Source organism: Microbacterium sp. KHB019 (assembly GCF_037285405.1).
In the GTDB taxonomy this organism is placed as follows: domain Bacteria; phylum Actinomycetota; class Actinomycetes; order Actinomycetales; family Microbacteriaceae; genus Microbacterium.
The window spans coordinates 218,815-238,802 of sequence record NZ_JBBDHF010000002.1 but is presented as its reverse complement, the minus strand read 5'-3'; the positions used below and the strand labels follow the sequence as shown (position 1 = coordinate 238,802).

The window sequence follows — 19,988 nt, the reverse complement described above, 5'->3', positions numbered from 1 at the left end:
GGAGAGATGTGGACACCGAAGCCCTGACGATGCCGGACATCGCGCGCCCCGCTGACGCCGGGGAGGATGCCGGCTGGTGGCGCGACGCCGTGATCTACCAGGTGTACATCCGCAGCTTCGCCGACGGGAACGGCGACGGCACCGGCGATCTCGCCGGGGTCCGGGCCCGACTGGGCTATCTCAAGGAGCTGGGTGTCGACGCCCTCTGGTTCACGCCGTGGTACCCGAGTCCGCTCGCCGACGGCGGCTACGACGTCCAGGACTACCGCGACATCGATCCCCGGTTCGGCACGCTGGCCGAGGCAGAGGAGTTCATCCGGGATGCCGGCGATCTCGGCATCCGGGTCATCATCGACGTCGTGCCCAATCACATCTCCGACCAGCACGAGTGGTTCCAGCAGGCGCTCGCCGCAGGCCCCGGCAGCCCGGAGCGGGAGCGCTTCTGGTTCCACCCGGGCCGAGGGGCGAACGGCGAGGAGATCCCGACGAGCTGGGTCTCGAGCTTCCAGGGGCAGACGTGGACCCGCACCGTGAACGAGGACGGGACGCCGGGCGAGTGGTACCTGCACCTGTTCACGCCGGAGCAGCCCGATCTGAACTGGAACCATCCAGACGTCCGACGCGAGCACGAGGAGATCCTGCGGTTCTGGTTCGACCGCGGCGTCGCCGGCGTGCGCATCGACTCCGCCGCTCTGCCGGTGAAGGATCCTGCGCTTCCCGAACTGCCCGCAGGTCGAGTCGCGGCGGGGGAGCATCCGCACCTCGATCGCGACGGGTTGCACGACATCTACCGCGGGTGGCGCGCAGTCGCGAACGAGTACGACGGCGAACGCGTGCTGGTCGGCGAGGTGTGGCTCGATGACGCCGAGCGGTTCGCGCGGTACCTGCGCTCCGATGAGATGCACACCGCATTCAACTTCGATCTGATGACGCAGCCGTGGAGCGCAACCGCGATGCGCGCGTCGATCACCCGCACGCTCGCCGAGCACGAACCTGTCGGGGCGCCCGCCACATGGGTGCTCTCCAACCATGACATCACGCGCCCTGTCACCCGGTACGGCCGTGCGGACTCCGGTTTCGCATTCGACCGCAAGCGGTTCGGCACCCCCAGCGATCTGGCCCGCGGAACCCGGCGTGCGCGCGCCGCCGCACTGCTGGTCGCAGCGCTGCCGGGGAGCCTCTACATCTACCAGGGCGACGAGCTCGGGCTGCCGGAGGTCGAACTGCCGCGCGAGGTCATCCAGGACCCGATGCACTTCCGATCGGACGGCGTCGACCCCGGTCGCGATGGATGCCGGGTGCCGCTGCCCTGGTCGGGCGACGCAGCCCCGTACGGGTGGGGCGGTACACCGTGGCTGCCTCAGCCGGAGGACTGGGCGGGGCTCACCGCCGACGCGCAGGCCGCGGATCCGGCATCCATGCTCAACCTCTACCGGGATGCGCTGCGCCTCCGTCGGGAGCGGGACGACCTGCGCGGCGATTTCGCGTGGCTCGATCTCGGCGCCGACGTGCTCGCGTTCCGCCGTGGCGAGACGACCGTCAGCATCACGAATCTCGGCGCCGTCGCCGTGCCGCTGCCCGCGCACACCTCGGTGCTCCTCTCCAGCGTCCCGCTCGACGGCGGGACGCTGCCCCCAGACTCCACCGTCTGGCTCGAACTGTGAGCCAGCAGCACCCGGAGAGCGGTCGCGCCGCGGCCGCGGATACACAGCACGAAAGGACCAGACAATGACGTCCATGATCCGACGCACCGCCTTCGGCGCGGTCGCGATGACATCCGCAGTGGCGCTCCTCGCCGGCTGTGCGGGTGGCGGTGGGAACGCCGACGACGCCGCCGACGGGCCGGTGACGATCCAGGTCGCCATCGACGCCGGGCTCGAACCCGAGGCGCGGGAGACGTTCGATTCCCGGGTGGCCGAGTTCGAAGACGCGAACCCGGACATCACCATCGAGGCTCAGGAGTACACCTGGACGGGAACGACGTTCGCCGCCGAGCTCGCCGGCGGGACGCTTCCCGACGTGTTCCCCATTCCGTTCACCGACGGCCGCGGGCTGATCGAGCGCAAGCAGATCGCCGACATCAGCGAGCTCGTGGCGAAGCTGCCGTACGCCGATCAGTTCAACCCCAACGTCGCCCAGGCCGGCGAGGATGCCGACGGAAACATGTGGGCCGTGCCGATCGCCGCCTACGGCCAGGGGCTGCACTACAACCGCACCCTGTTCGAGGAGGCAGGGCTCGACCCGGACAAGCCGCCGACGAGCTGGGACGAGGTCCGCGAGTACGCGAAGACGATCTCGGATGCCACCGGTCAGGCCGGATACGCGACGATGACCTCGGCGAACACCGGCGGGTGGATCCTCGCCACGACCGTGAACGCGTTCGGCGGTCGCACCGAGAACGCCGACAGCACGGCGCCCACGGTCGACTCCGACGAGGTGGCCGAGGCGCTGGAGTACCTGCACGACCTGCGCTGGGATGACAACTCGATGGGGTCGAACTTCCTCTACGACTGGGGGACGATCAACCAGGACTTCGCGGCAGGGCGCATCGGCATGTACATCTCCGGCGGCGGCAACTACCCGAACCTCGTCACCCAGAACGCGCTGAACCCGGACGACTACGGACTCACGGTGCTGCCGCTCGATGGCGCGGATCCCGGTGTGCTCGGGGGCGGGACCCTGGCCGCCGTGAACCCGAAGGCCGGGGATGCCGAGCAGGCCGCTGCCGTGAAGTGGATCGACTTCTACTACATGGGCAAGATCACGAACGAGGATGCCGCTGTCGCCTCGGCGGAGCTGTCGGCGTCGCTCGACCAGCCGGTCGGGGCTCCGGAACTGCCGGTGTTCGATCAGGAGCTCTTCGATCAGAACCGCGAGTGGATCGCCGACTACATCAACGTCCCGGTCGAGCAGATGGCCCCGTACACGGACCAGATCTTCGACCAGCCGATCATCCCGGAGCCCCGCGTCGCGACGCAGGAGGTCTACGCGCTGCTCGACACCGTCGTGCAGGCCGTGCTGACCGATGAGGATGCCGACATCGCCGCTCTCCTCTCGGACGTGCAAGCGCAGGCCGAGTCCGTCTACGATCAGGCTCAGTGATCGATCGATGACTCAGATCTCGCCGTCCACGGCCCCTCCACGCACCGCTGACGCTGCGGCCACGATCGACCGCGCAGTCCGTGCGCCGAGGCCGGGACGGCGAGTTCGAGACTGGTTCAGCAGGGGTGGTGTGAGCACCTTCGTGTTCCTGCTGCCCCTGCTGTTCAGTTTCGTCTTCTTCTCGTGGAAGCCCATCGTCGACTCGGCGGTGATGGCCTTCCAGGAGACCAATCTGCTGACCGTGCCGGAGTGGGTGGGATTCGAGAACTTCAACCGCGTGCTGCAGGACCCGCTGCTGGGCACGGCCGTCGTCAACACGCTCTACTTCGCGCTGCTCGCCCTGCTGCTCGGGTATCCGGTGCCGCTCGTCGTCGCCGTCCTCATGAGCGAGGTCAAGCGTGCGCGGGGCCTGTACAGCGCCCTGGCCTACCTGCCGGTCGTCGTGCCGCCGGTGGTCTCGGCACTGCTGTGGAAGTTCTTCTACGACGCCTCGCCGACCGGGGTGTTCAATACGATCCTCGGATGGTTCGGCGCCGGGCCTCTGCCGTGGCTGCAGGATCAGGCGAGTGCGATGCCGTCTCTCGTGCTGTTCGCCACCTGGTCGGCCGCCGGCGGCACGATCATCATCTATCTGGCCGCTCTCGTCGGCGTTGCGCCCGAGTTGTATGACGCCGCCGAAGTCGACGGCGCGGGTGTCTGGCGGAAGGTGTGGCACGTGACGATGCCGCAGCTGCGCGGCGTGCTGCTGGTCACGTTCATCCTGCAGATCATCGGCACCGCTCAGGTGTTCCTCGAACCGTTCCTGTTCACCGGGGGAGGGCCGGCGAACTCGACCATGACGGTGCTGCTGCTGATCTACAAGTACGCGTTCCAGAACAGCCTCGGCGGCGATTACGGGGCGGCGACGGCTCTCAGCATCATGCTCGCGATCGTGCTGGCGATCTTCTCGATCATCTACTTCCGCCTGACTCGCAGTTGGAGCACGTCATGAGTGCGGACCGCGGCATCCTGTCCACTGCCGACTGGCGGCGCCCCCGTGTGCGGATCGCGGCTCGGGCGAGCCACGTCATCCTCCTCGTCTCGCTGTTCGTCGTCGGGCTCGGGCCCATTCTGTGGTTGGCGAAGTCGGCGATCACGCCGACGCAGGACACGCTGCGGGCGCCGCTCGCGCTGTGGCCGAACGGCATCGACTGGGAGAACCTCATCACCGCGTGGACGCGGGTCGAGATCGACAAGTTCTTCCTGAATACGATCGTCATCGCTGCCGGCGTCTGGGCCGTGCAGGTCATTGTGGCGACCACGGCCGGATACGCGCTCTCGGTGCTGCGCCCTCGGTACGGCAAGATCGTCGTGGCGCTCGTGCTGGCGACGCTGTTCGTCCCGAGCATCGTGTTGCTCGTGCCGCTCTATCTGACGATCGTGAACCCGCCGCTGCTCGGCCAGTCGCTCATCAACACCTTCTGGGCGGTGTGGTTGCCTGCCGGAGCGAACGCCTTCAACGTGCTGCTGGTCATGCGCTTCTTCGACTCGCTGCCCCGGGAGGTGTTCGAGGCGGCGCGGATGGACGGCGCGGGCAATTACCGGATGTTCTGGTCGATCGTGCTGCCGATGTCGAAGCCGATCATCGGCGTCGTGTCAGTGTTCGCCGTCATCGGGGCGTGGAAGGACTTCCTCTGGCCCATGCTCGTGCTGCCCGACCCGGCGGTGCAGCCGCTGTCGGTGCGGCTGCCCGCGCTGCAGCAGTTCATCGAGCTCGATGTGTTCCTCGCGGCGCTGGCGATCTCGACGGTGATCCCCATCGTGCTCTTCCTCGTGTTCCAGCGACTGTTCCTCAACGGCGCAGGAATGGGCGGGGCAGTGAAGGGGTGAATGCCCGGTTCGTGCCATCGCGCGCGAGCCGTTATGATTGCTGAGTGCGTCCGCTCTTCCGAGCCGGATGCATGGAGACGTCGCATAGTCAGGCCTAGTGCACCACCCTGCTAAGGTGGAGTCCCCTCACGGGGACCGAGGGTTCAAATCCCTCCGTCTCCGCCAAAAGATCCCTGGTCAGGGGCTAAATCTCGCAACGGGTTTGCTCGGTTATTGAGCGATTCTGCGCGTCACTTGCGCCAAAAGTGTACGTGGAGTGTACGCGATTTTGAAAAGTGTCACGTGCAGGGGAAGGGCAGGCGGTCAAGCCGCCGAGTACATCTTCGTCTACGGCTTCACTCTCGTTGGTGATTCGAACTGCGCACTGGAAGCGCCTCCTGCATGCTTCTTTGTGCACGCTCAGCGCTTGTGGGCCCACGGCCGGTCGCGCTTCATTCAGCGCGACGGGTGTGGCGCTACCGTATGATCCACTCATCATTCGAGCGGAACGGAGATTGGAAGAGATGGGCAGAAGGCGCAATAATCCTGACCTCGTTCAAGAGCTGATCGACCGTCGGTGGGACCCGACAATGGGCGAAGACGAGTACAACGAGAAGTACCACTCGTTGAGCTCGGGGGACATGTCCAAAGTGTCGGCAGCCATTTCCGGTATGGAGGACGAGTTCATGGCGGATGACGATGAGGACGATTACTGATCCCGAACGGGCGTCCTCCAGGGTCTCCTGCGAGTGCGAGTACGGCGACCCCGTTCTCGTCGCTTACATTCCAAGCGAGCCTCGATCGGGGCCCAATGAGTGTGGCGCGTTGCGTACCGCGGGATCGTGTGTGAGGTCCATGGCATGAAGGGGACTGCCCTCGGCCGCCGCCAATCGGCGCACGAAATCGTGGCGTTGCCCTTCACCGAGGATGTGGGCATACACAGTGAGTACCGTGCGCGGATCGTCGCCCAGGTACTCGGCAACTTCGTTGATCGGTGTACCGAGCCGCAGCCAGGTGGATGCGGCGAAGTGTCTGAGCGCGTGACGACGGAATCCGAGGGGGAACTTGCGCACGACGCCAACTTTGAGCTGATCGCCGGCCTGGTTCGTGAAGAGATAGTCGCCGGGACGTTTCCCCGCCGCGTGCGCGCGAAAGATCTCGATAGCGCGCGGCGAGAGCGGGATGGATCGTGTGCCGCGCCACGACTTCGGGGCCTTCTCTGAGTACCGGTCGGAGTGCGAGCGCTCGACGTTGAGCTGAGGGAGGCTGTTCTCGCTGAGCCAGCGAACGCGGATGGCGCGCGTTTCTCCCCAGCGCACTCCGGTCAGCGCCATGAACTCGAACACATCGGCGATGTCCGCACGGCGGTCGCGCAAAGCGGTGATCGCGCCGGCGACCTCCCTGGGTGTCGGGATCTCACCGAGACTGAGGGAGCGCTGCGCGACGGTGCCGAGCTCGGGAATCTTCTTCATGGAGCGGACCGGATGCGGTTGCTGGAGCAATCCTTGCTCTTCCGCGTAGGTGAACAGCGCGCTCAGCGTCGTCTTCGCCCGCGCGACAGTGGACGGCGCCTTCCCCGATCGCAGCTCGGCGAGGAGGTGATCGCGGATCTCGTCAGCCTGAATGGAGCCGAGTGGCCGAACCAGAAGCCGCTTCGGTAGCGCGGCGAGGTTGTTGTTGTCCGTCTCGATCGTGTGCGGGTTCCCACTCGCCCGCGCCCGCTGGAACATCGCGATGAGCTCGCTGAGCGAGTGCTTCTTCGTCGATGGCAGCGGACGTCCCGTCGACAGAAGGTGCTTCTGCTCGCGCTCCCACGCTTCCGCGTCGCTCTTGCGTGCGAAGGTCTTGGTCGCGATCTGCACGTTGCCGATCTTTACCCGGGCCAGGTAGCGCGTCTTCCCGGCTTTCGTCTTGCGGGCCTCGACGCTCATGGTGTCACGCCGGCGAGTCGTTCGACGTCGATGCGTCGGTAGATGCGCTTGTGCTCGGTGATGTGGATCGCAGGCACGGGCGCTTCGTCGTGCATGGCGAGCGTACGCAGTGTGGTGCGGTGGATGCCGAGGAGGAAGGCTGCTTCCTCTTCGGAGTAGAACAGCGGGGTCAGTTGGTGCGTGTCGGTCGGGGGGAGTGTGGTGACGTCATCCATCTGCCTGGCGGCCGACGTTGTACGTCATGCCGTCCAGGCGCCCCTGCGCTCGTGCCTTCTTGATCCAGTCCGATGCCGTTCGGTGCGGGATGTCGAGTTCGACCTGCAACGCTCGCACCGGCGGGTTGCCGGAGAGTGCGGCGGCGCCGTAGACGATCTCGACGACCTCCATGCGATCGTCCTTCGTGCCGCGCTTGACGGCGGCGGCGGCCATCCACGGCGGGATGATCCGCCCCTCTGTAGAAGTGAGGTCCGCGATGGATGTCCACCCCGCGTCTGGGTCATCGGCGAGGCGGACGGCGATGCAGTGCGGGATCGCGGCCTGCAGGATCGCAACGGATGCCGTGCGCCGCAGCGCCTGCTGATCGAAGTCGTCTCGCGTTGCCCGGTTGATGATCGTCGTCACGATGTAGCGGCCCTCGTCGGTGCTGTACCGCGCTTCGATCGTCGTCTCCACACCCGTCTCCTCATCCGTGGTGGATGCGACGAATGCGGGAGCAATGCGCAGCGCGGACCCGACTGGCTCTGTGGCGGAGCGCCACGTCATGGGCTTGCCATCGAGATTCTTCACGTCGACCTTCACCTCCTCAGTTTGCCTTACCGCGCTGCTGTTTCGCAGAAGCTCTTGACTAAGTGTACGGCTTAGTCATCTACTTATGTCAATAGGCAATTCAGATTCGCAAATAATGGATTGGCGTTGAGCACGGGAGGGCAGCAATGACTGAGGTGACGGTGTACTCGACCGGGCCGGCATGCCAGAGATGTCGGCTCACATGCCGGCGACTCGACGAGCTCGGCATCCGATACGACCTCATCGAGATCCATGAAGAACACAACGCAGCCCTGCGCGCCTATCTCGTCGACGAACTCGGCTACGCGGAAGCTCCTGTGGTGGTCGTCGGCGACGGGCCTGAGAGCTCGTGGGCGGGGTTCCGTCCGGATCGCATCGACGCGCTGGCAACCCGCCCGGGAACCGTCGGCAGGTGAGGGGTGGCGTCAAGCCCGCCGGCGACAAGATCGTAGCGCCCGGCGTGCTGCTCCGTTCCGCGCTTTCGCGGCATATCCTCCCTCGCTCACGCTCGGTCCGGTATTCCACGACGCGGCACTCCGCACCACACCGACCGCTTCACATGCGCAGCTATCCGGCGGATGGCAGAGACCGCGGATGACTCACCGACCGAGCCCGTCACTCGACGGACCGGACGGGGTGAACGTCGGGGCCGCGAGATCCTCACGCTCAGCGCGGGTAAGGCCTGCGCGCAGGCTGGCCAGCTCCGCAGTCAGACGCTCCTGCTGAAGCCGAACGACTTCCGATCCGACAGGGACGGGCAGCTCGGGCAGAACACCACGCAGCGCCATCTCGTGCAACTCGACAAGCGACTCAGTAATCGGCGGAGGCATCGTCCGGAACGTTCTCACGTACTCGGTGATACGCCGCAGCTCGCTCAACCACTGCACGGACTCGAGCGAGGACATCCGCTCGGCTTGTGCGGTGTGCAACCCTGTGAGCGCGCCCGAGTCGCCGTGTTCGGTGTCGAAGCTCCACGCTCCGTGACGATCGACCACCGAGACGCGACGGATGCTGGCGTCCAGCTCGGCCGCATCCACCAGCTCCGACAACGCCATCACCGAGCGTCCGTGCGCATCGGTGGTGATGAACCTGCCCGGTCGGCCGCTCCGCAACTGCTGCAGGTAGTGCGACGTCGTCGCCAACAAGCTCTCATCCGGGCGGACACCCACAGTCACGAGACGAACCCGGTAGCCGGCATCCGCGAACCGGTGGGCGACACCGAGCGCCGTCTCGGGCGCAAGGAACGGCCCCTCGAGGAGGGCCGAGAAACGGTGCTCGCGAGCGTGCACGATCGCGGCCTGCAACCAGTCCGCAGTCGCTGGGACATCCGTGTGGTCCGCGTCTGACGACTGTCGCACGTGGCGAGATGCGGGTTGGAACGCGGCAATGACGTCGGATGTGAGGGGAGCGAGACGGTCGGCATGCTGCTGTTGAACGGTCTGGATCGTGCGTCCAGCTGTAGCACCATGCTGCCCCGCAAGCAGAACCAACGCCGGCTCGGTCTGGGGGACCGATCGGAAGAACAACGACGGGAGCACGCGCTCGTCCAAGACCTCGTGCTCGTCGCTCGGGGAACTGCGAGAGTCCGCTTCAATCGAAGCGTTGCGGTGCTGAGCGATCTGAACTGAGAGCTCATCGATCGCGGACCGCGATGCGCCGTCGACATTCCATAGCAGGTCGAGAAGGTCGCTGGCCTCAGCCGTCGCTTCCGAGGCGTTCGCATTGCCCGTCAACGACGCAATCGCATCACTCGCTCGGCCGCGGGCGACCCGGTATGCGACCGCATCGCTCGTGCGCCAGGATGAGGGCGTGCTCGACATTCGGACTCCTTGCGCCGAGCCTAGCAAGCACCGTGGCGCTGACGTTGAGAGTCGGATTCATCGCCGGATGCCGGCGGCGCCTTTGGCGCGCTCGGGCAGGATGTCCGCGCCGACAGATAGCGTAGGAGCAGCAGTGGTTAGCAGTGGTTGTAACTGGAGAGCGCCGTTGATGCGCGGGAGACGAGACATGGCACCGACGACCAAAGAAGGACAGCGCGCCGAACTGCACAAGACGATCTGGCGCATCGCGAACGACCTTCGCGGCAGCGTGGATGGTTGGGACTTCAAGTCCTACGTGCTGGGTATGCTCTTCTACCGCTTCATCTCTGAGAACCTCACCGCGTACATCAACAAGGGAGAGCGGGACGCTGGCGACGGGTCCTTCGACTACGCCCAGCTCCACGACGACCAGGCGGAGTTCGGCCGCACCGAAACGGTCGCTGAGAAGGGCTTCTACATCCTGCCGTCGGAGCTGTTCGTCAACGTCCGCAAGCACGCGGCGAACGACGAAAACCTCAACGAGACGCTCGAGCGGGTGTTCAAGAACATCGAGGGCTCGGCGCTTGGGACGGACAGCGAGGACGACCTGAAGGGTTTGTTCGATGACCTCGATGTGAACAGCAACAAGCTCGGCAGCACGGTCGCCAAGCGCAACGAGAAGCTCGTGAAGCTCCTTGAGGCAATCGGCGACCTCCCGCTCGGGGACCTGCAGGACAATTCCATCGACCTCTTCGGCGACGCATACGAGTACCTGATGCAGATGTACGCGGCGAACGCGGGCAAGTCTGGTGGCGAGTACTACACGCCGCAGGAAGTCTCCGAACTTCTCGTGCACATCGCTGTCGCGGGTAAGACCGCGGTCAATAAGGTCTACGACCCCGCCGCCGGTTCAGGTTCGCTGCTGCTGAAGTTCGCCAAGGTGCTCGGTAAGGACAACGTCCGCCAAGGCTTCTACGGCCAGGAAATTAACCTGACCACCTACAACCTCGCGCGGATCAACATGTTCCTGCACGACGTGAACTACGAGAAGTTCAATCTGGCCCACGGCGATACCCTGCTCGATCCGGCGCACTGGGACGAGGAGCCATTCGAGGCGATCGTCTCCAACCCGCCCTACTCCATCAAGTGGGACGGCGACGCCAATCCGCTGCTGATCAACGATGCACGGTTCGCGCCCGCCGGTGTGCTGGCACCGAAGTCGAAGGCGGACTTGGCCTTCACCATGCACATCCTCAGTTGGCTGGCTGTGAACGGCACCGCCGCTATCGTCGAGTTCCCTGGTGTGCTGTACCGCGGGGGAGCGGAAGCGAAGATCCGCAAGTACCTCATCGACAACAACTACGTCGACGCGGTCATCCAGCTACCTGCCGACCTCTTCTTCGGAACCACCATCGCGACCTGCATCATCGTGCTCAAGAAGTCCAAGACCGACAACGCGGTGCTGTTCATCGACGGCTCGACCGAGTTCAAGCGCGTCGGCAACAAGAACAAGCTCACGCCCGACAACCAGCAGACCATCCTCCTCGGGTTCGAGAACCGTATCGACGTTGACCACTTCACCAAGCTCGTACCGAACGAAGACATCGCCGCCAACAGCTACAACATCGCCGTGTCTTCGTATGTCGAGCAGGAAGACACCCGCGAGGTTGTCGACATCAATCAGCTGAACGCTGAGATCGAGCGTATCGTCGCGCGCCAGGCTGAGCTCCGTAGGTCGATTGATGAGATCGTCGCTGACCTGGAGGGCTCAAGGTGAGTCGGATTGAGGAGCTGATTGCAGAGCTGGCTCCTGACGGCGTCCGACACCTTGACGTCGCCGAGCTCTTCGACGTGAAGAATGGCTACACTCCTTCGAAGTCGAATCCTTCGTTCTGGACAGACGGAAGCATTCCGTGGTTCAGAATGGAAGACCTCCGCGCAAATGGGGGCGTGCTGAGTAGCGCGTTGCAGCAGATCCCAGAGGCCGCAGTCAAGGGCGGGCGGCTGTTTCCCGCTAACTCCCTGCTCTTTGCGACGTCGGCGACAATCGGCGAGCACGCGCTCATCACAGTGCCGCATCTCTCTAATCAGAGGTTCACTTCGCTCGCAGTCAAGAAGGAATACGCTGAGCAAGTCGATATCAAGTTTCTCTATTACTACGGTTTCATTCTCGACGAATGGTGTCGCAGCAACACCACGACATCAAGCTTCGCATCAGTCGATATGGTTGGTTTCAGGAGGTTCCGCTTCCCCGTCCCGCCTCTCGAGGTGCAGCGCGAGGTCGTGAGAATATTGGATCAGTTCACTCAGCTGGAGGCGGAGCTGGAGGCGGAGCTGGAGGCGGAGCTGGAGGCTCGGCGGCGCCAGTACGAGCATTATCGTGACGAACTGTTGACCTTCCGTGAAGCGGGGGGGGTCCGGTGGATTCCAATGGGTGAGCTTGGTGTTATCTTCGGTGGGCTCAGCGGGAAGTCGAAAGCGGACTTCAGTGATGGGAACGCACGATTCGCGAGCTATAAGAATGTGTTTAGCAATATCGCGCTTGATGCGAATACTAATGACTACGTTCGAGTTGCTCCAGGGGAGCGGCAACGCCCACTTGCCTACGGCGACATCATATTTACTGGCTCGTCTGAGTCGTTGGCTGAGGTCGGTATGAGCTCGGCGGTCACGACGTGGTTAACTGAGCCGATGTACCTCAATAGCTTCTGCATCGGCTTCCGACCTCACGTGGCCGAGGGGCTAAATCCGGAGTTCGCCAAGCACCTATTCCGATCAACGGCGATGCGCAAGCAGATTATCAAGACTGCAAGCGGTGTAACCCGCATCAACGTTTCCAAGGCGCGGCTCGCGAAGGTCAATGTACCGATCCCGAGTGCCGATGAACAGTCGAGAATCGCTACCGTCCTAGATCAATTCGAGTCGCTCACCAACAGCCTCAGTATCGGGCTTCCTGCCGAGCTGGCAGCACGTCGTCAGCAGTACGAGTACTACCGTGACAATCTCCTCACCTTCGAGGAGGCTGCATCATGAGTGACTCATCTCCTCGCAAGTACGAGCCAATCGCTGTCTCCGCCGAGAGCACGGTCGTCGCAGAGTACATTCCGGATGCGCACCAGGCCACGGCCTATCAGTCGGAGGCTGACCTCGAGCGCGAGATGATTCGCCTACTCGAGTCGCAAGCCTACGAACGTCTCACCATCACCTCCGAGACGGATCTGGTCGCGAACCTGCGCACCCAGCTGGAGGCGCTTAATGGGATTACGTTCAGCGATACGGAGTGGGAGTCGTTCTTCACGACCAAGGTGGCGGGCCAGAACGACGGCATCGTCGAGAAGACCGTCCGTATTCAAGAGGATCACATGCAGATCCTCAAGCGTGATGATGGTTCGACGAAGAACATCATGCTGCTGGATAAGGCGAACATCCATAACAACCGGCTTCAGGTGATCAACCAGTACGAGCTCGGCCAGGGCGAAGGCGGCGCGAACTACGCCAACCGCTACGACGTGACCGTGCTGGTGAACGGCCTGCCGATGGTACACATCGAGCTCAAGCGCCGCGGCGTTGACATCCGTGAGGCGTTCAACCAGATCAACCGCTACCAGCGCGACAGTTTCTGGGCGGGGTCCGGTCTCTTCGAGTACGTCCAGCTGTTCGTGATCTCCAACGGGACACTGACCAAGTACTACTCGAACACGACGCGCAACCGTCACATCGATGAGGGTAAGAAGACCGCGGGTAGCGGCAAGAAGAAGACCAGCAATAGTTTCGAGTTCACGTCGTGGTGGGCCGATGCGCAGAACAAGCCGATCCAGGAGCTGACTGCGTTCGTGAAGACGTTCTTCGCGAAGCACTCGCTGCTGAACGTGCTGACGAAGTACTGCGTGCTCACCGCCGACCGGGATCTGCTGGTGATGCGTCCGTATCAGATCGTTGCTACGGAGCGGATTCTGCAGCGCATCGACATTGCCACCAACTACAAAAAGCTCGGCACGGTCGAGGCCGGCGGCTATGTCTGGCACACGACCGGATCCGGCAAGACGCTGACCTCCTTCAAGACGGCCCAGTTGGCGTCGAAGCTGCCGAGCGTCGACAAGGTGCTGTTCGTGGTGGACCGTAAGGACCTCGACTACCAGACGATGCGAGAGTATGACCGGTTCGAGAAGGGCGCCGCGAACTCCAACGCATCGACAGCGGTGTTGAAGAAGCAGCTCGAGGACAGCAGTTCGCGGATCATCATCACGACGATTCAGAAGCTGTCGAACTTCATCCGCGCCAACAAGGGCCACGAGGTCTACTCGGGCCACATGGTCATCATTTTCGACGAGTGTCACCGTTCCCAGTTCGGGGACATGCACACCGACATCACCCGGGCATTCAAGCGCTACAACCTGTTCGGCTTCACCGGCACGCCGATCTTCGCCGCCAACGCGGGCCGCGGCGGCAACCCTCAGCTCAAGACCACGGAGCAGGCGTTCGGCGAGAGGCTGCACACCTACACGATCGTCGACGCCATCACGGACAAGAACGTCCTTCCCTTCCGGATCGACTACGTCAACACGGTCAAGGTCGGCAACCCGGACGATAAGCAGGTTTCGGCCATCGACGCCGAGAAGGCGCTACTCGATCCGCGGCGGATCAGCGAGATCGTGAAGTACACCCTCGAGCACTTCGACCAGAAGACCAAGCGCGCCTCCAGCTACGAGCACTCCGTCGTCACCAACGTCACCGAGTCCGTCCGCACCCGCAAGCGGGCCGAAGCGCTACGGAACAAGAAGCGCGTCCGCGGCTTCAACGCTCTGTTCGCCACCGCCTCCATCGATGCCGCCCGCCGCTACTACAACCACTTCCAGATCCAACAGGACGAGCTCACTCCGGATCGCCGGTTGAAGGTCGGCATCATCTTCTCGTACGGCGCCAACGAGGCAACCGACGACGGCATCCTCGACGACGAAGCCTTTGACACCGATGCGCTGTCGTCGGACAACCGAGGCTTCCTGGAAGATGCGATCCAGGACTACAACGACATGTTCGGCACCAGCTACGACACCAGCGCCGACAAGTTCCAGAACTACTACAAGGACCTCTCGCAGCGGCTGAAGAACCGCGAGCTCGACCTGGTCATCGTGGTCAGCATGTTCCTCACCGGGTTCGACGCCACCACGCTGAATACGTTGTTCGTCGATAAGAACCTGCGCTCACATGGGCTCATCCAGGCGTACTCGCGCACCAACCGCATCCTGAACTCCGTCAAGACCTACGGCAACATCGTCGCCTTCCGAAACCTCGAAGACGAGACCAACGCCGCCCTGGAACTGTTCGGCAACAAGGACGCCCGCGGTGTCGTGCTGATGAAACCCTACGGCGAGTACTACAGCGAGTACGCCGAGAAGGTCATCCACCTGCTGCAACGGTTCCCGCTCGGCCACCAGATCCTCGGCGACGAGGCGCAGAAGGACTTCATCGGCCTGTTCGGTGCGATCCTGCGGCTGCAGAACATCCTCACCTCGTTCGATGACTTCGACGGCCAGGATCCGCTCACCGAACGCCAGGCCCAGGACTACCGCAGCGTCTACCTCAACCTGTATGCCGAGTTCCGCAAGGACCAGGACGCGGATAAGGAAACGATCAACGACGACGTCGTCTTCGAGATCGAGCTGATCAAACAGGTCGAGATCAACGTCGACTACATCCTCATGCTCGTAGAAAAGCTCCGCGCCGAACGCGGCGACGGCGACGACAAAGAGATCCGCGCCCAGATCTCCCGCGCCGTCGACGCCAGCCCGACCTTGCGCAATAAGCGCGACCTTGTCGAAGACTTCGTCGACAACATCACCATGGACGGTGCGGTCGACGCCCAGTGGCAGGCCTACATCGCCGCCAAGCGCGAAGCGGAACTCGAAACGATCATCACCGAGCAGAAGCTCCGCCCCGAACAGGCCCGCGCCTTCGTCGAATCTGCCTTCCGTGACGGGCGGCTCATCACCACGGGCACCGCGATCACCAAGATCCTGCCACCCGTCTCACGCTTCGCATCCAACGACGGTCACGCGGACAAGAAGAAGAGCGTTGTCGAAGCATTGACACGATTCTTCGAGCGGTTTTTCGGACTTGGAACGAGGATCTCCGACGAATGACTGGGCTCATGGAGCAAGAGGATCTTGATGCTGGTCGTCCGACACGTCGGCGCAGACAGCGGCTGTCTCGGCGACTTCAGCTATCGAACTCGACCAGGTCGTCGACTCCCCTGCGGTCGATCGAGCTCCTCCGTGCTAACGAAAAGGCACGCGAATCGTCGGCGAGCGGTCATGCAGTCGCGCCCTTCTCGATTATCCGCATGCGTTCACGACTGGCAGCGACCGGTGCGCCATGATGAAGGTGTGGAAATAGCGACGGATGACGAGGTGCGACTTGGCGATCTGAAGTTCCTCGGAAATGTTGGTGCGTGGCCACGGATCCCAGCCGACATCAACCCACGAGGTTGGCTGCGCAACTTTACGGGTGACGAGCTGGAGGTGGCGCGCTCCTTGCTCCGATCCGTGATCTACATCGGATCCCGCGAGTTCCGACAGGCGCTGGCCGTTGGGATCAAGCGCCTTTCTACAACACAGCTTGAACAGGGGCGGCTCACGGGTCAAGTGGGAGAGCTTTGGCGGGAATGGCTTGGGCGTTCGATCGTCACTGTTCCACTGGGTTCTCACGACGACGTGACGTCCTCAGGGATCATGTGCCTACGAATCCTCAAAGAGATGGGATTCCCGGAGGATCGAATGGCGGTCGGCGAACGCATGTACAAGGTCATCGCCGAACAGGACACACCGCCAGAGCTAGTAATGCTCGACGACCTGGCGGGTACGGGAAACCAGTTTGCTCGGTACTGGAACGCTGAACCGCACATAAACGGCCGAACCTTCCCCTCCCCTGCGGCCCTGCAAGTTTCCGGAGCCATCGCTTCAGCCACATACCTGCCAGTGGTCGCCACGCAGATTGCGCTCAGCAAGTTCAGCGACGAGTTGCCCAACCTGTCAGTCAGCCCGACGCACACACTCGGACTTGACTATCGCGCCCAGGACGAGAACTCGAGACTAGTGCCGGAAGACCAGCGTGCCGCGCTCCTTGACCTGCTCCGGAGCAGCCATTCCAGGCTGGGATCCAAGCACGGCCCGCTTGGTTACGAAGAGTCCGGGTTAGCCATCACCTTCGAGCACGGCACCCCGAATAACACACTCCCGATCCTCGCCCCACATACGACAGTCGGCGATGCGACCGGCTGGACATTCCTCAGGAGCAAGTAATGTTCGAAGATCGCGACGAGACGCTCACTGCACTGAGTACGACACTCGGGCAGCTGAGAGCTGAGTTCAGCTCGGATCAAGAGATCTTGAGCATGTTCTCGCAGCCGATGTACTGGTCCGAACTGGTCGCCTCACGCCCCTGCTTTCTGGTCGGGGGGAGAGGGACAGGTAAGACAACCACGTTACGCGCCCTTGGATACCGACGCCAGGCGAGAACCGCGGGTTTTGACCCCGGGAGCTGGAACCTGGTGGGTGCCTATTGGCGGGTCGAAACGAACCTGACCGCTGCGTTCACCGGGCCTCGGATCGGTGACGACCGGTGGATCGCGGTCTTCTCGCATTATGTTAATCTCCGGCTGTGCATGGCTGTGCTGGACTACCTTGCGTGGGCGGAGTCCGAACATAGTGTTCGCGCCGTATCCCCGGCGGCACTTGAACCCTTCTTCGCCTCGCTGAATCTTGAGCGACAGTTGGAGGTGTCGGCAATCCAGCGACACATCCGGGTCCTGACGGCTGAGCTGGAGGCGAACCTGAACGGCAGTCCGCAGGATCTCGACCGGATGCCACTCTCGCTACTCGGGCGCCCCGTCCAGCTTCTGTTGGAGGCTGCGACCGAGGAGGTGCTTCCGCTTGGCACGTTCTTCGCGTTCTGTATCGATGAGTACGAGAATCTACTGCCATATCAGCAGCGAGTCGTGAACACGTTGATTAAACACGTCGGCGACGCCCGCTATACCTTCAAGGTCGGGGTGCGGAGTACAACTCCCGGGGAGCGGTCAACTCTCGCGCGCGATCAACCGCTTCACGATCCCGCTGACTACACAACCGTGCGCATCGTGGATCACCTCAAGGAGCAATCATTCCAAGACTTTGCCACAGCGGTGTGTGCCAAGCGGCTCGCCAGCGGATTGGGGTGGCATGGTGATGTAGCAGAACTCTTTCCCGCCCTTTCCATCGAGTCAGAAGCTACGATCCTCGGCGTTGAGTCTCGCCTCGAGCAGCTGCGTCACCAACTTGCGTCAGAAGGCGCCACTAAGGCCGAGCTGTGCGAGCTGAGCACCCTCACACCCATGAGTCAGTACATCGTCGAATACTGGGCGACCGCCCAACAGGAGTCGCGCCTGGAGGTCCTGAAGGCTGCGCTCGCGGATCCGGTACGTTGGAGGACACGGGTGGGCAACTATTCGTATGCCGCTCTATTTACGATCCGTTCGGGCAAGCGCGGAACAAGGAAGCACTACACCGGCTGGTCCACGATCTGCCTGTTAGCAGAGGGAAACATACGAATCCTTCTTCGTCTTGTTCACGAAGCGTTGCGGATCCATCTCTCATCTTCCGACGCCCTGGCACCAGTTTCGCCTGAGGATCAGACGGCGGCGGCCGTCCGTATTGGCGAGACGATCCTTCGCGAACTTCAGGCGCAGACAGTTCACGGCGCGGGCGTCACCAGGTTGACGCTCAGTTTGGGTCGTGTCTTCGGTGCGCTTGCAGCCGCACCTGAGGGCAGAACCCCTGAGGTGAATGAGTTCAGGGTGAAGTTCGGCGCGAAGCAGGCGGCCGTTGGCGACGCGGAGACCCTTCTCGCTGCAGCGGTTGCTTCGGGAGCGCTTGACGCTTTCGACGGGAACAAGGAGGGGAGGTCCACGGGCGGGACTAAGCGGCCAGACTACCGATTGATGCCCATCTTTGCGCCTTACTTTGTGTACAGCCATCGCAAGAAGCGGCGGCTTACACTTACGTCCGAACAGATCGCTTCCCTGGCATCGAACAATCCTGGGCGCACAATCACGAAGCTCCTTCAGAAGGGCTCCTCTCCTGCGCCAGCGGTCGAACTGCCCGATCAGCTGCTCTTCTACGAGGACTTCTTTGATGAGGCTTGAGCGTCCGAGTTTCACTGTCGAATACCCGATCGGCGCCTTTGAAGTTCCGCCTGGGACAGCGTTCGTTCACGGCACCGTTGGGTTTGAGCCAAGAAACAGCATCGCGCGGCTCGAGAGTAGCGGGCCGGTGTACTCGGTAACGCAGATCGGCGTCGCATCTATCCAGCTCTCGTTGGCCGATGACGAGATCGGAGTTGCGGACCTGTTCGATCAATCTGCTCTGCGGCAACTACTCTCCGTGATCGATTCACCTCTCCTCATGGACATTACTTCCATGGATCACATTGTCTGGGCGCCGCTAGTAAAGACGCTCGTGCAGAATCGGTGGGACTTCCGCGTGATGTACCTGAAGCCCGACGACTACAGGCGAACGACCTCGCTGGGCCGTGAGTTCTGGGAGTTGTCGGACGAGATCGAGGGTCTTGCGCCGCTTCCTGGATTCATCTCCATCAGCCCAGACGACGGCCGTGACTTCCAGTTTGTGCCGCTGCTGGGCTTCGAAGGTCATCGATTCGATCACGTCCTTGTGGCGAGAGAAGTCGACTCTGAGCGTGTCATCCCTGTCATCGGCTCTCCAGGATTCCGCCCGGAGTACGCCACGGAGACGGTTCTTGCAAATCGCGCGGCGCTGGAGCGTGACTTTATTTTCGCCAGGCAGGAGTTCGCCGCAGCTGCCTGCCCGTTCGATCTCTTCTTTCTGATCGAGCACCTTCGCTCACGTCACCCGGAGGATTGGTTCGTCATCGCTCCGATCGGCACCAAGCCGCACGCCCTCGGCGCCGTGCTTCAGGCAATCCGACACCCGGCTGACACAGAGCTCGTATACGACCATCCGAAGCGTCGAAAGGATCGCTCCTCTGGCGGCGGGCGAATCTGCGTCTATGACCTCACGGCCTTCGCCCGTGAATACCTGAACGCATGATGGCTAGCTTCGACGCGATATACACGCCTCGGCCCTTGGCCGATGAACTCCTGAGTTACGCCGAAAAGTACCGGGGCGGAATGATTGTTGACCCGTGCGCGGGAGAGGGCGCATTGCTAGAGGCGGCGCAACGAAGGTTCGGCGCAACTGTCGAGATCGGCGCCCTCGACATTCGTGCATCTGTCGGTCGCCACCTGCGGCGCGTCCACCCGGGCTGGACCGTTAGTACGGCAGATCTGCTCAACCCGCTTGCTGTTCGCTCGAGCGCGGTGGCCCGCGCAGCGCGGGGACGGACCGAGCTGCTCCTTCTAAACCCGCCATTCTCCTATCGCGGGCTTGGGGGAATCCAAACCGAGATCGCCGGCCGATCGGTAACCACAAGTCCGGCTCTCGCATTCGTACTTCACGCGCTCGCGCAGTTC

General features: G+C 62.9%; 16 protein-coding genes and 1 tRNA gene. 13 read left to right on the top strand and 4 right to left on the bottom strand.

The genetic code is table 11. The annotated features are described in order from the left end of the window. Positions 1 to 29 precede the first annotated feature (29 nt). From KHB019_RS07570 to KHB019_RS07545, 6 genes are all read left to right on the top strand, one after another. Complete coding sequence (locus tag KHB019_RS07570; RefSeq protein ID WP_337458990.1) at positions 30 to 1,664, top strand: glycoside hydrolase family 13 protein; 1,635 nt, start codon at positions 30 to 32, stop codon at positions 1,662 to 1,664. A gap of 73 nt (positions 1,665 to 1,737) precedes the next feature. Beyond that, a complete protein-coding gene (locus KHB019_RS07565; protein WP_337458560.1) occupies positions 1,738 to 3,102 on the top strand; it encodes an extracellular solute-binding protein in 1,365 nt (454 codons plus the stop codon). 7 nt (positions 3,103 to 3,109) lie between these two features. Continuing rightward, a complete protein-coding gene (locus KHB019_RS07560) occupies positions 3,110 to 4,093 on the top strand; it encodes a carbohydrate ABC transporter permease (protein WP_337458559.1) in 984 nt (327 codons plus the stop codon). Continuing rightward, a complete protein-coding gene (locus tag KHB019_RS07555) occupies positions 4,090 to 4,971 on the top strand; it encodes a carbohydrate ABC transporter permease (protein WP_337458558.1) in 882 nt (293 codons plus the stop codon). Before KHB019_RS07560 ends, KHB019_RS07555 begins: the two co-directional genes overlap by 4 nt. A gap of 73 nt (positions 4,972 to 5,044) precedes the next feature. Then, positions 5,045 to 5,136, top strand: a tRNA-Ser gene (locus KHB019_RS07550). A gap of 404 nt (positions 5,137 to 5,540) precedes the next feature. Next, on the top strand, positions 5,541 to 5,666 hold the full coding sequence (locus KHB019_RS07545; protein WP_337458557.1) for a hypothetical protein: 126 nt from the start codon (positions 5,541 to 5,543) through the stop codon (positions 5,664 to 5,666). 63 nt (positions 5,667 to 5,729) lie between these two features. Here the strand turns inward: KHB019_RS07545 and KHB019_RS07540 are convergent, their stop codons facing one another. Genes KHB019_RS07540 through KHB019_RS07530 form a run of 3 tightly spaced genes read right to left on the bottom strand, consistent with a single transcriptional unit; the run spans position 5,730 to position 7,679 of the window. After that, positions 5,730 to 6,881 (bottom strand): tyrosine-type recombinase/integrase, encoded by a 1,152-nt coding sequence (locus KHB019_RS07540; RefSeq protein ID WP_337458556.1) that lies wholly within the window; start codon positions 6,879 to 6,881, stop codon positions 5,730 to 5,732. Further along, a complete protein-coding gene (locus tag KHB019_RS07535) occupies positions 6,878 to 7,096 on the bottom strand; it encodes a hypothetical protein (protein ID WP_337458555.1) in 219 nt (72 codons plus the stop codon). The genes KHB019_RS07540 and KHB019_RS07535 overlap by 4 nt, the downstream gene beginning before the upstream one ends. After that, positions 7,089 to 7,679, bottom strand: a complete 591-nt coding sequence (locus tag KHB019_RS07530) for a hypothetical protein (protein ID WP_337458554.1) — start codon at positions 7,677 to 7,679, stop codon at positions 7,089 to 7,091. The genes KHB019_RS07535 and KHB019_RS07530 overlap by 8 nt, the downstream gene beginning before the upstream one ends. Positions 7,680 to 7,813: 134 nt before the next feature. Here KHB019_RS07530 and KHB019_RS07525 point away from each other — a divergent pair, with 134 nt between their 5' ends. After that, on the top strand, positions 7,814 to 8,083 hold the full coding sequence (locus KHB019_RS07525; protein WP_337458553.1) for a glutaredoxin family protein: 270 nt from the start codon (positions 7,814 to 7,816) through the stop codon (positions 8,081 to 8,083). Between the two features lie 183 nt (positions 8,084 to 8,266). On the opposite strand, the gene KHB019_RS07520 is transcribed toward KHB019_RS07525, so the two are convergent. After that, positions 8,267 to 9,487 (bottom strand): zeta toxin family protein, encoded by a 1,221-nt coding sequence (locus tag KHB019_RS07520; RefSeq protein ID WP_337458552.1) that lies wholly within the window; start codon positions 9,485 to 9,487, stop codon positions 8,267 to 8,269. A 187-nt stretch (positions 9,488 to 9,674) separates the two neighbouring features. Between KHB019_RS07520 and KHB019_RS07515 the strand changes: the two genes are divergently transcribed. The 6 genes from KHB019_RS07515 (at position 9,675) to KHB019_RS07490 (ending at position 19,566) form a co-directional block, all read left to right on the top strand. Beyond that, positions 9,675 to 11,243, top strand: coding sequence for a type I restriction-modification system subunit M (locus KHB019_RS07515; protein ID WP_337458989.1), 1,569 nt, complete (start codon positions 9,675 to 9,677; stop codon positions 11,241 to 11,243). Then, positions 11,240 to 12,499, top strand: a complete 1,260-nt coding sequence (locus KHB019_RS07510; RefSeq protein ID WP_337458551.1) for a restriction endonuclease subunit S — start codon at positions 11,240 to 11,242, stop codon at positions 12,497 to 12,499. The genes KHB019_RS07515 and KHB019_RS07510 overlap by 4 nt, the downstream gene beginning before the upstream one ends. Next, positions 12,496 to 15,606 (top strand): type I restriction endonuclease subunit R, encoded by a 3,111-nt coding sequence (locus KHB019_RS07505; RefSeq protein WP_337458550.1) that lies wholly within the window; start codon positions 12,496 to 12,498, stop codon positions 15,604 to 15,606. The genes KHB019_RS07510 and KHB019_RS07505 overlap by 4 nt, the downstream gene beginning before the upstream one ends. Before the next feature lie 243 nt (positions 15,607 to 15,849). Next, on the top strand, positions 15,850 to 16,764 hold the full coding sequence (locus KHB019_RS07500; protein WP_337458549.1) for a phosphoribosyltransferase-like protein: 915 nt from the start codon (positions 15,850 to 15,852) through the stop codon (positions 16,762 to 16,764). Next, positions 16,764 to 18,644, top strand: a complete 1,881-nt coding sequence (locus KHB019_RS07495) for an ORC-CDC6 family AAA ATPase (RefSeq protein WP_337458548.1) — start codon at positions 16,764 to 16,766, stop codon at positions 18,642 to 18,644. The genes KHB019_RS07500 and KHB019_RS07495 overlap by 1 nt, the downstream gene beginning before the upstream one ends. Then, complete coding sequence (locus KHB019_RS07490; RefSeq protein WP_337458547.1) at positions 18,634 to 19,566, top strand: hypothetical protein; 933 nt, start codon at positions 18,634 to 18,636, stop codon at positions 19,564 to 19,566. The genes KHB019_RS07495 and KHB019_RS07490 overlap by 11 nt, the downstream gene beginning before the upstream one ends. Positions 19,567 to 19,988 lie beyond the last annotated feature (422 nt).

What these genes read in the sequence shown, in the direction of transcription:
- KHB019_RS07490 (WP_337458547.1), top strand. Translation starts at nt 18,634, where the DNA reads ATGAGGCTTGAGCGTCCGAGTTTCACTGTCGAATACCCGATCGGCGCC.
- KHB019_RS07505 (WP_337458550.1), top strand. Translation starts at nt 12,496, where the DNA reads ATGAGTGACTCATCTCCTCGCAAGTACGAGCCAATCGCTGTCTCCGCC.
- KHB019_RS07520 (WP_337458552.1), bottom strand. Translation starts at nt 9,487, where the DNA reads ATGTCGAGCACGCCCTCATCCTGGCGCACGAGCGATGCGGTCGCATAC.
- KHB019_RS07555 (WP_337458558.1), top strand. Translation starts at nt 4,090, where the DNA reads ATGAGTGCGGACCGCGGCATCCTGTCCACTGCCGACTGGCGGCGCCCC.
- KHB019_RS07525 (WP_337458553.1), top strand. Translation starts at nt 7,814, where the DNA reads ATGACTGAGGTGACGGTGTACTCGACCGGGCCGGCATGCCAGAGATGT.
- KHB019_RS07495 (WP_337458548.1), top strand. Translation starts at nt 16,764, where the DNA reads ATGTTCGAAGATCGCGACGAGACGCTCACTGCACTGAGTACGACACTC.
- KHB019_RS07515 (WP_337458989.1), top strand. Translation starts at nt 9,675, where the DNA reads ATGGCACCGACGACCAAAGAAGGACAGCGCGCCGAACTGCACAAGACG.
- KHB019_RS07535 (WP_337458555.1), bottom strand. Translation starts at nt 7,096, where the DNA reads ATGGATGACGTCACCACACTCCCCCCGACCGACACGCACCAACTGACC.
- KHB019_RS07540 (WP_337458556.1), bottom strand. Translation starts at nt 6,881, where the DNA reads ATGAGCGTCGAGGCCCGCAAGACGAAAGCCGGGAAGACGCGCTACCTG.
- KHB019_RS07560 (WP_337458559.1), top strand. Translation starts at nt 3,110, where the DNA reads ATGACTCAGATCTCGCCGTCCACGGCCCCTCCACGCACCGCTGACGCT.
- KHB019_RS07565 (WP_337458560.1), top strand. Translation starts at nt 1,738, where the DNA reads ATGATCCGACGCACCGCCTTCGGCGCGGTCGCGATGACATCCGCAGTG.
- KHB019_RS07570 (WP_337458990.1), top strand. Translation starts at nt 30, where the DNA reads ATGCCGGACATCGCGCGCCCCGCTGACGCCGGGGAGGATGCCGGCTGG.
- KHB019_RS07545 (WP_337458557.1), top strand. Translation starts at nt 5,541, where the DNA reads ATGGGCGAAGACGAGTACAACGAGAAGTACCACTCGTTGAGCTCGGGG.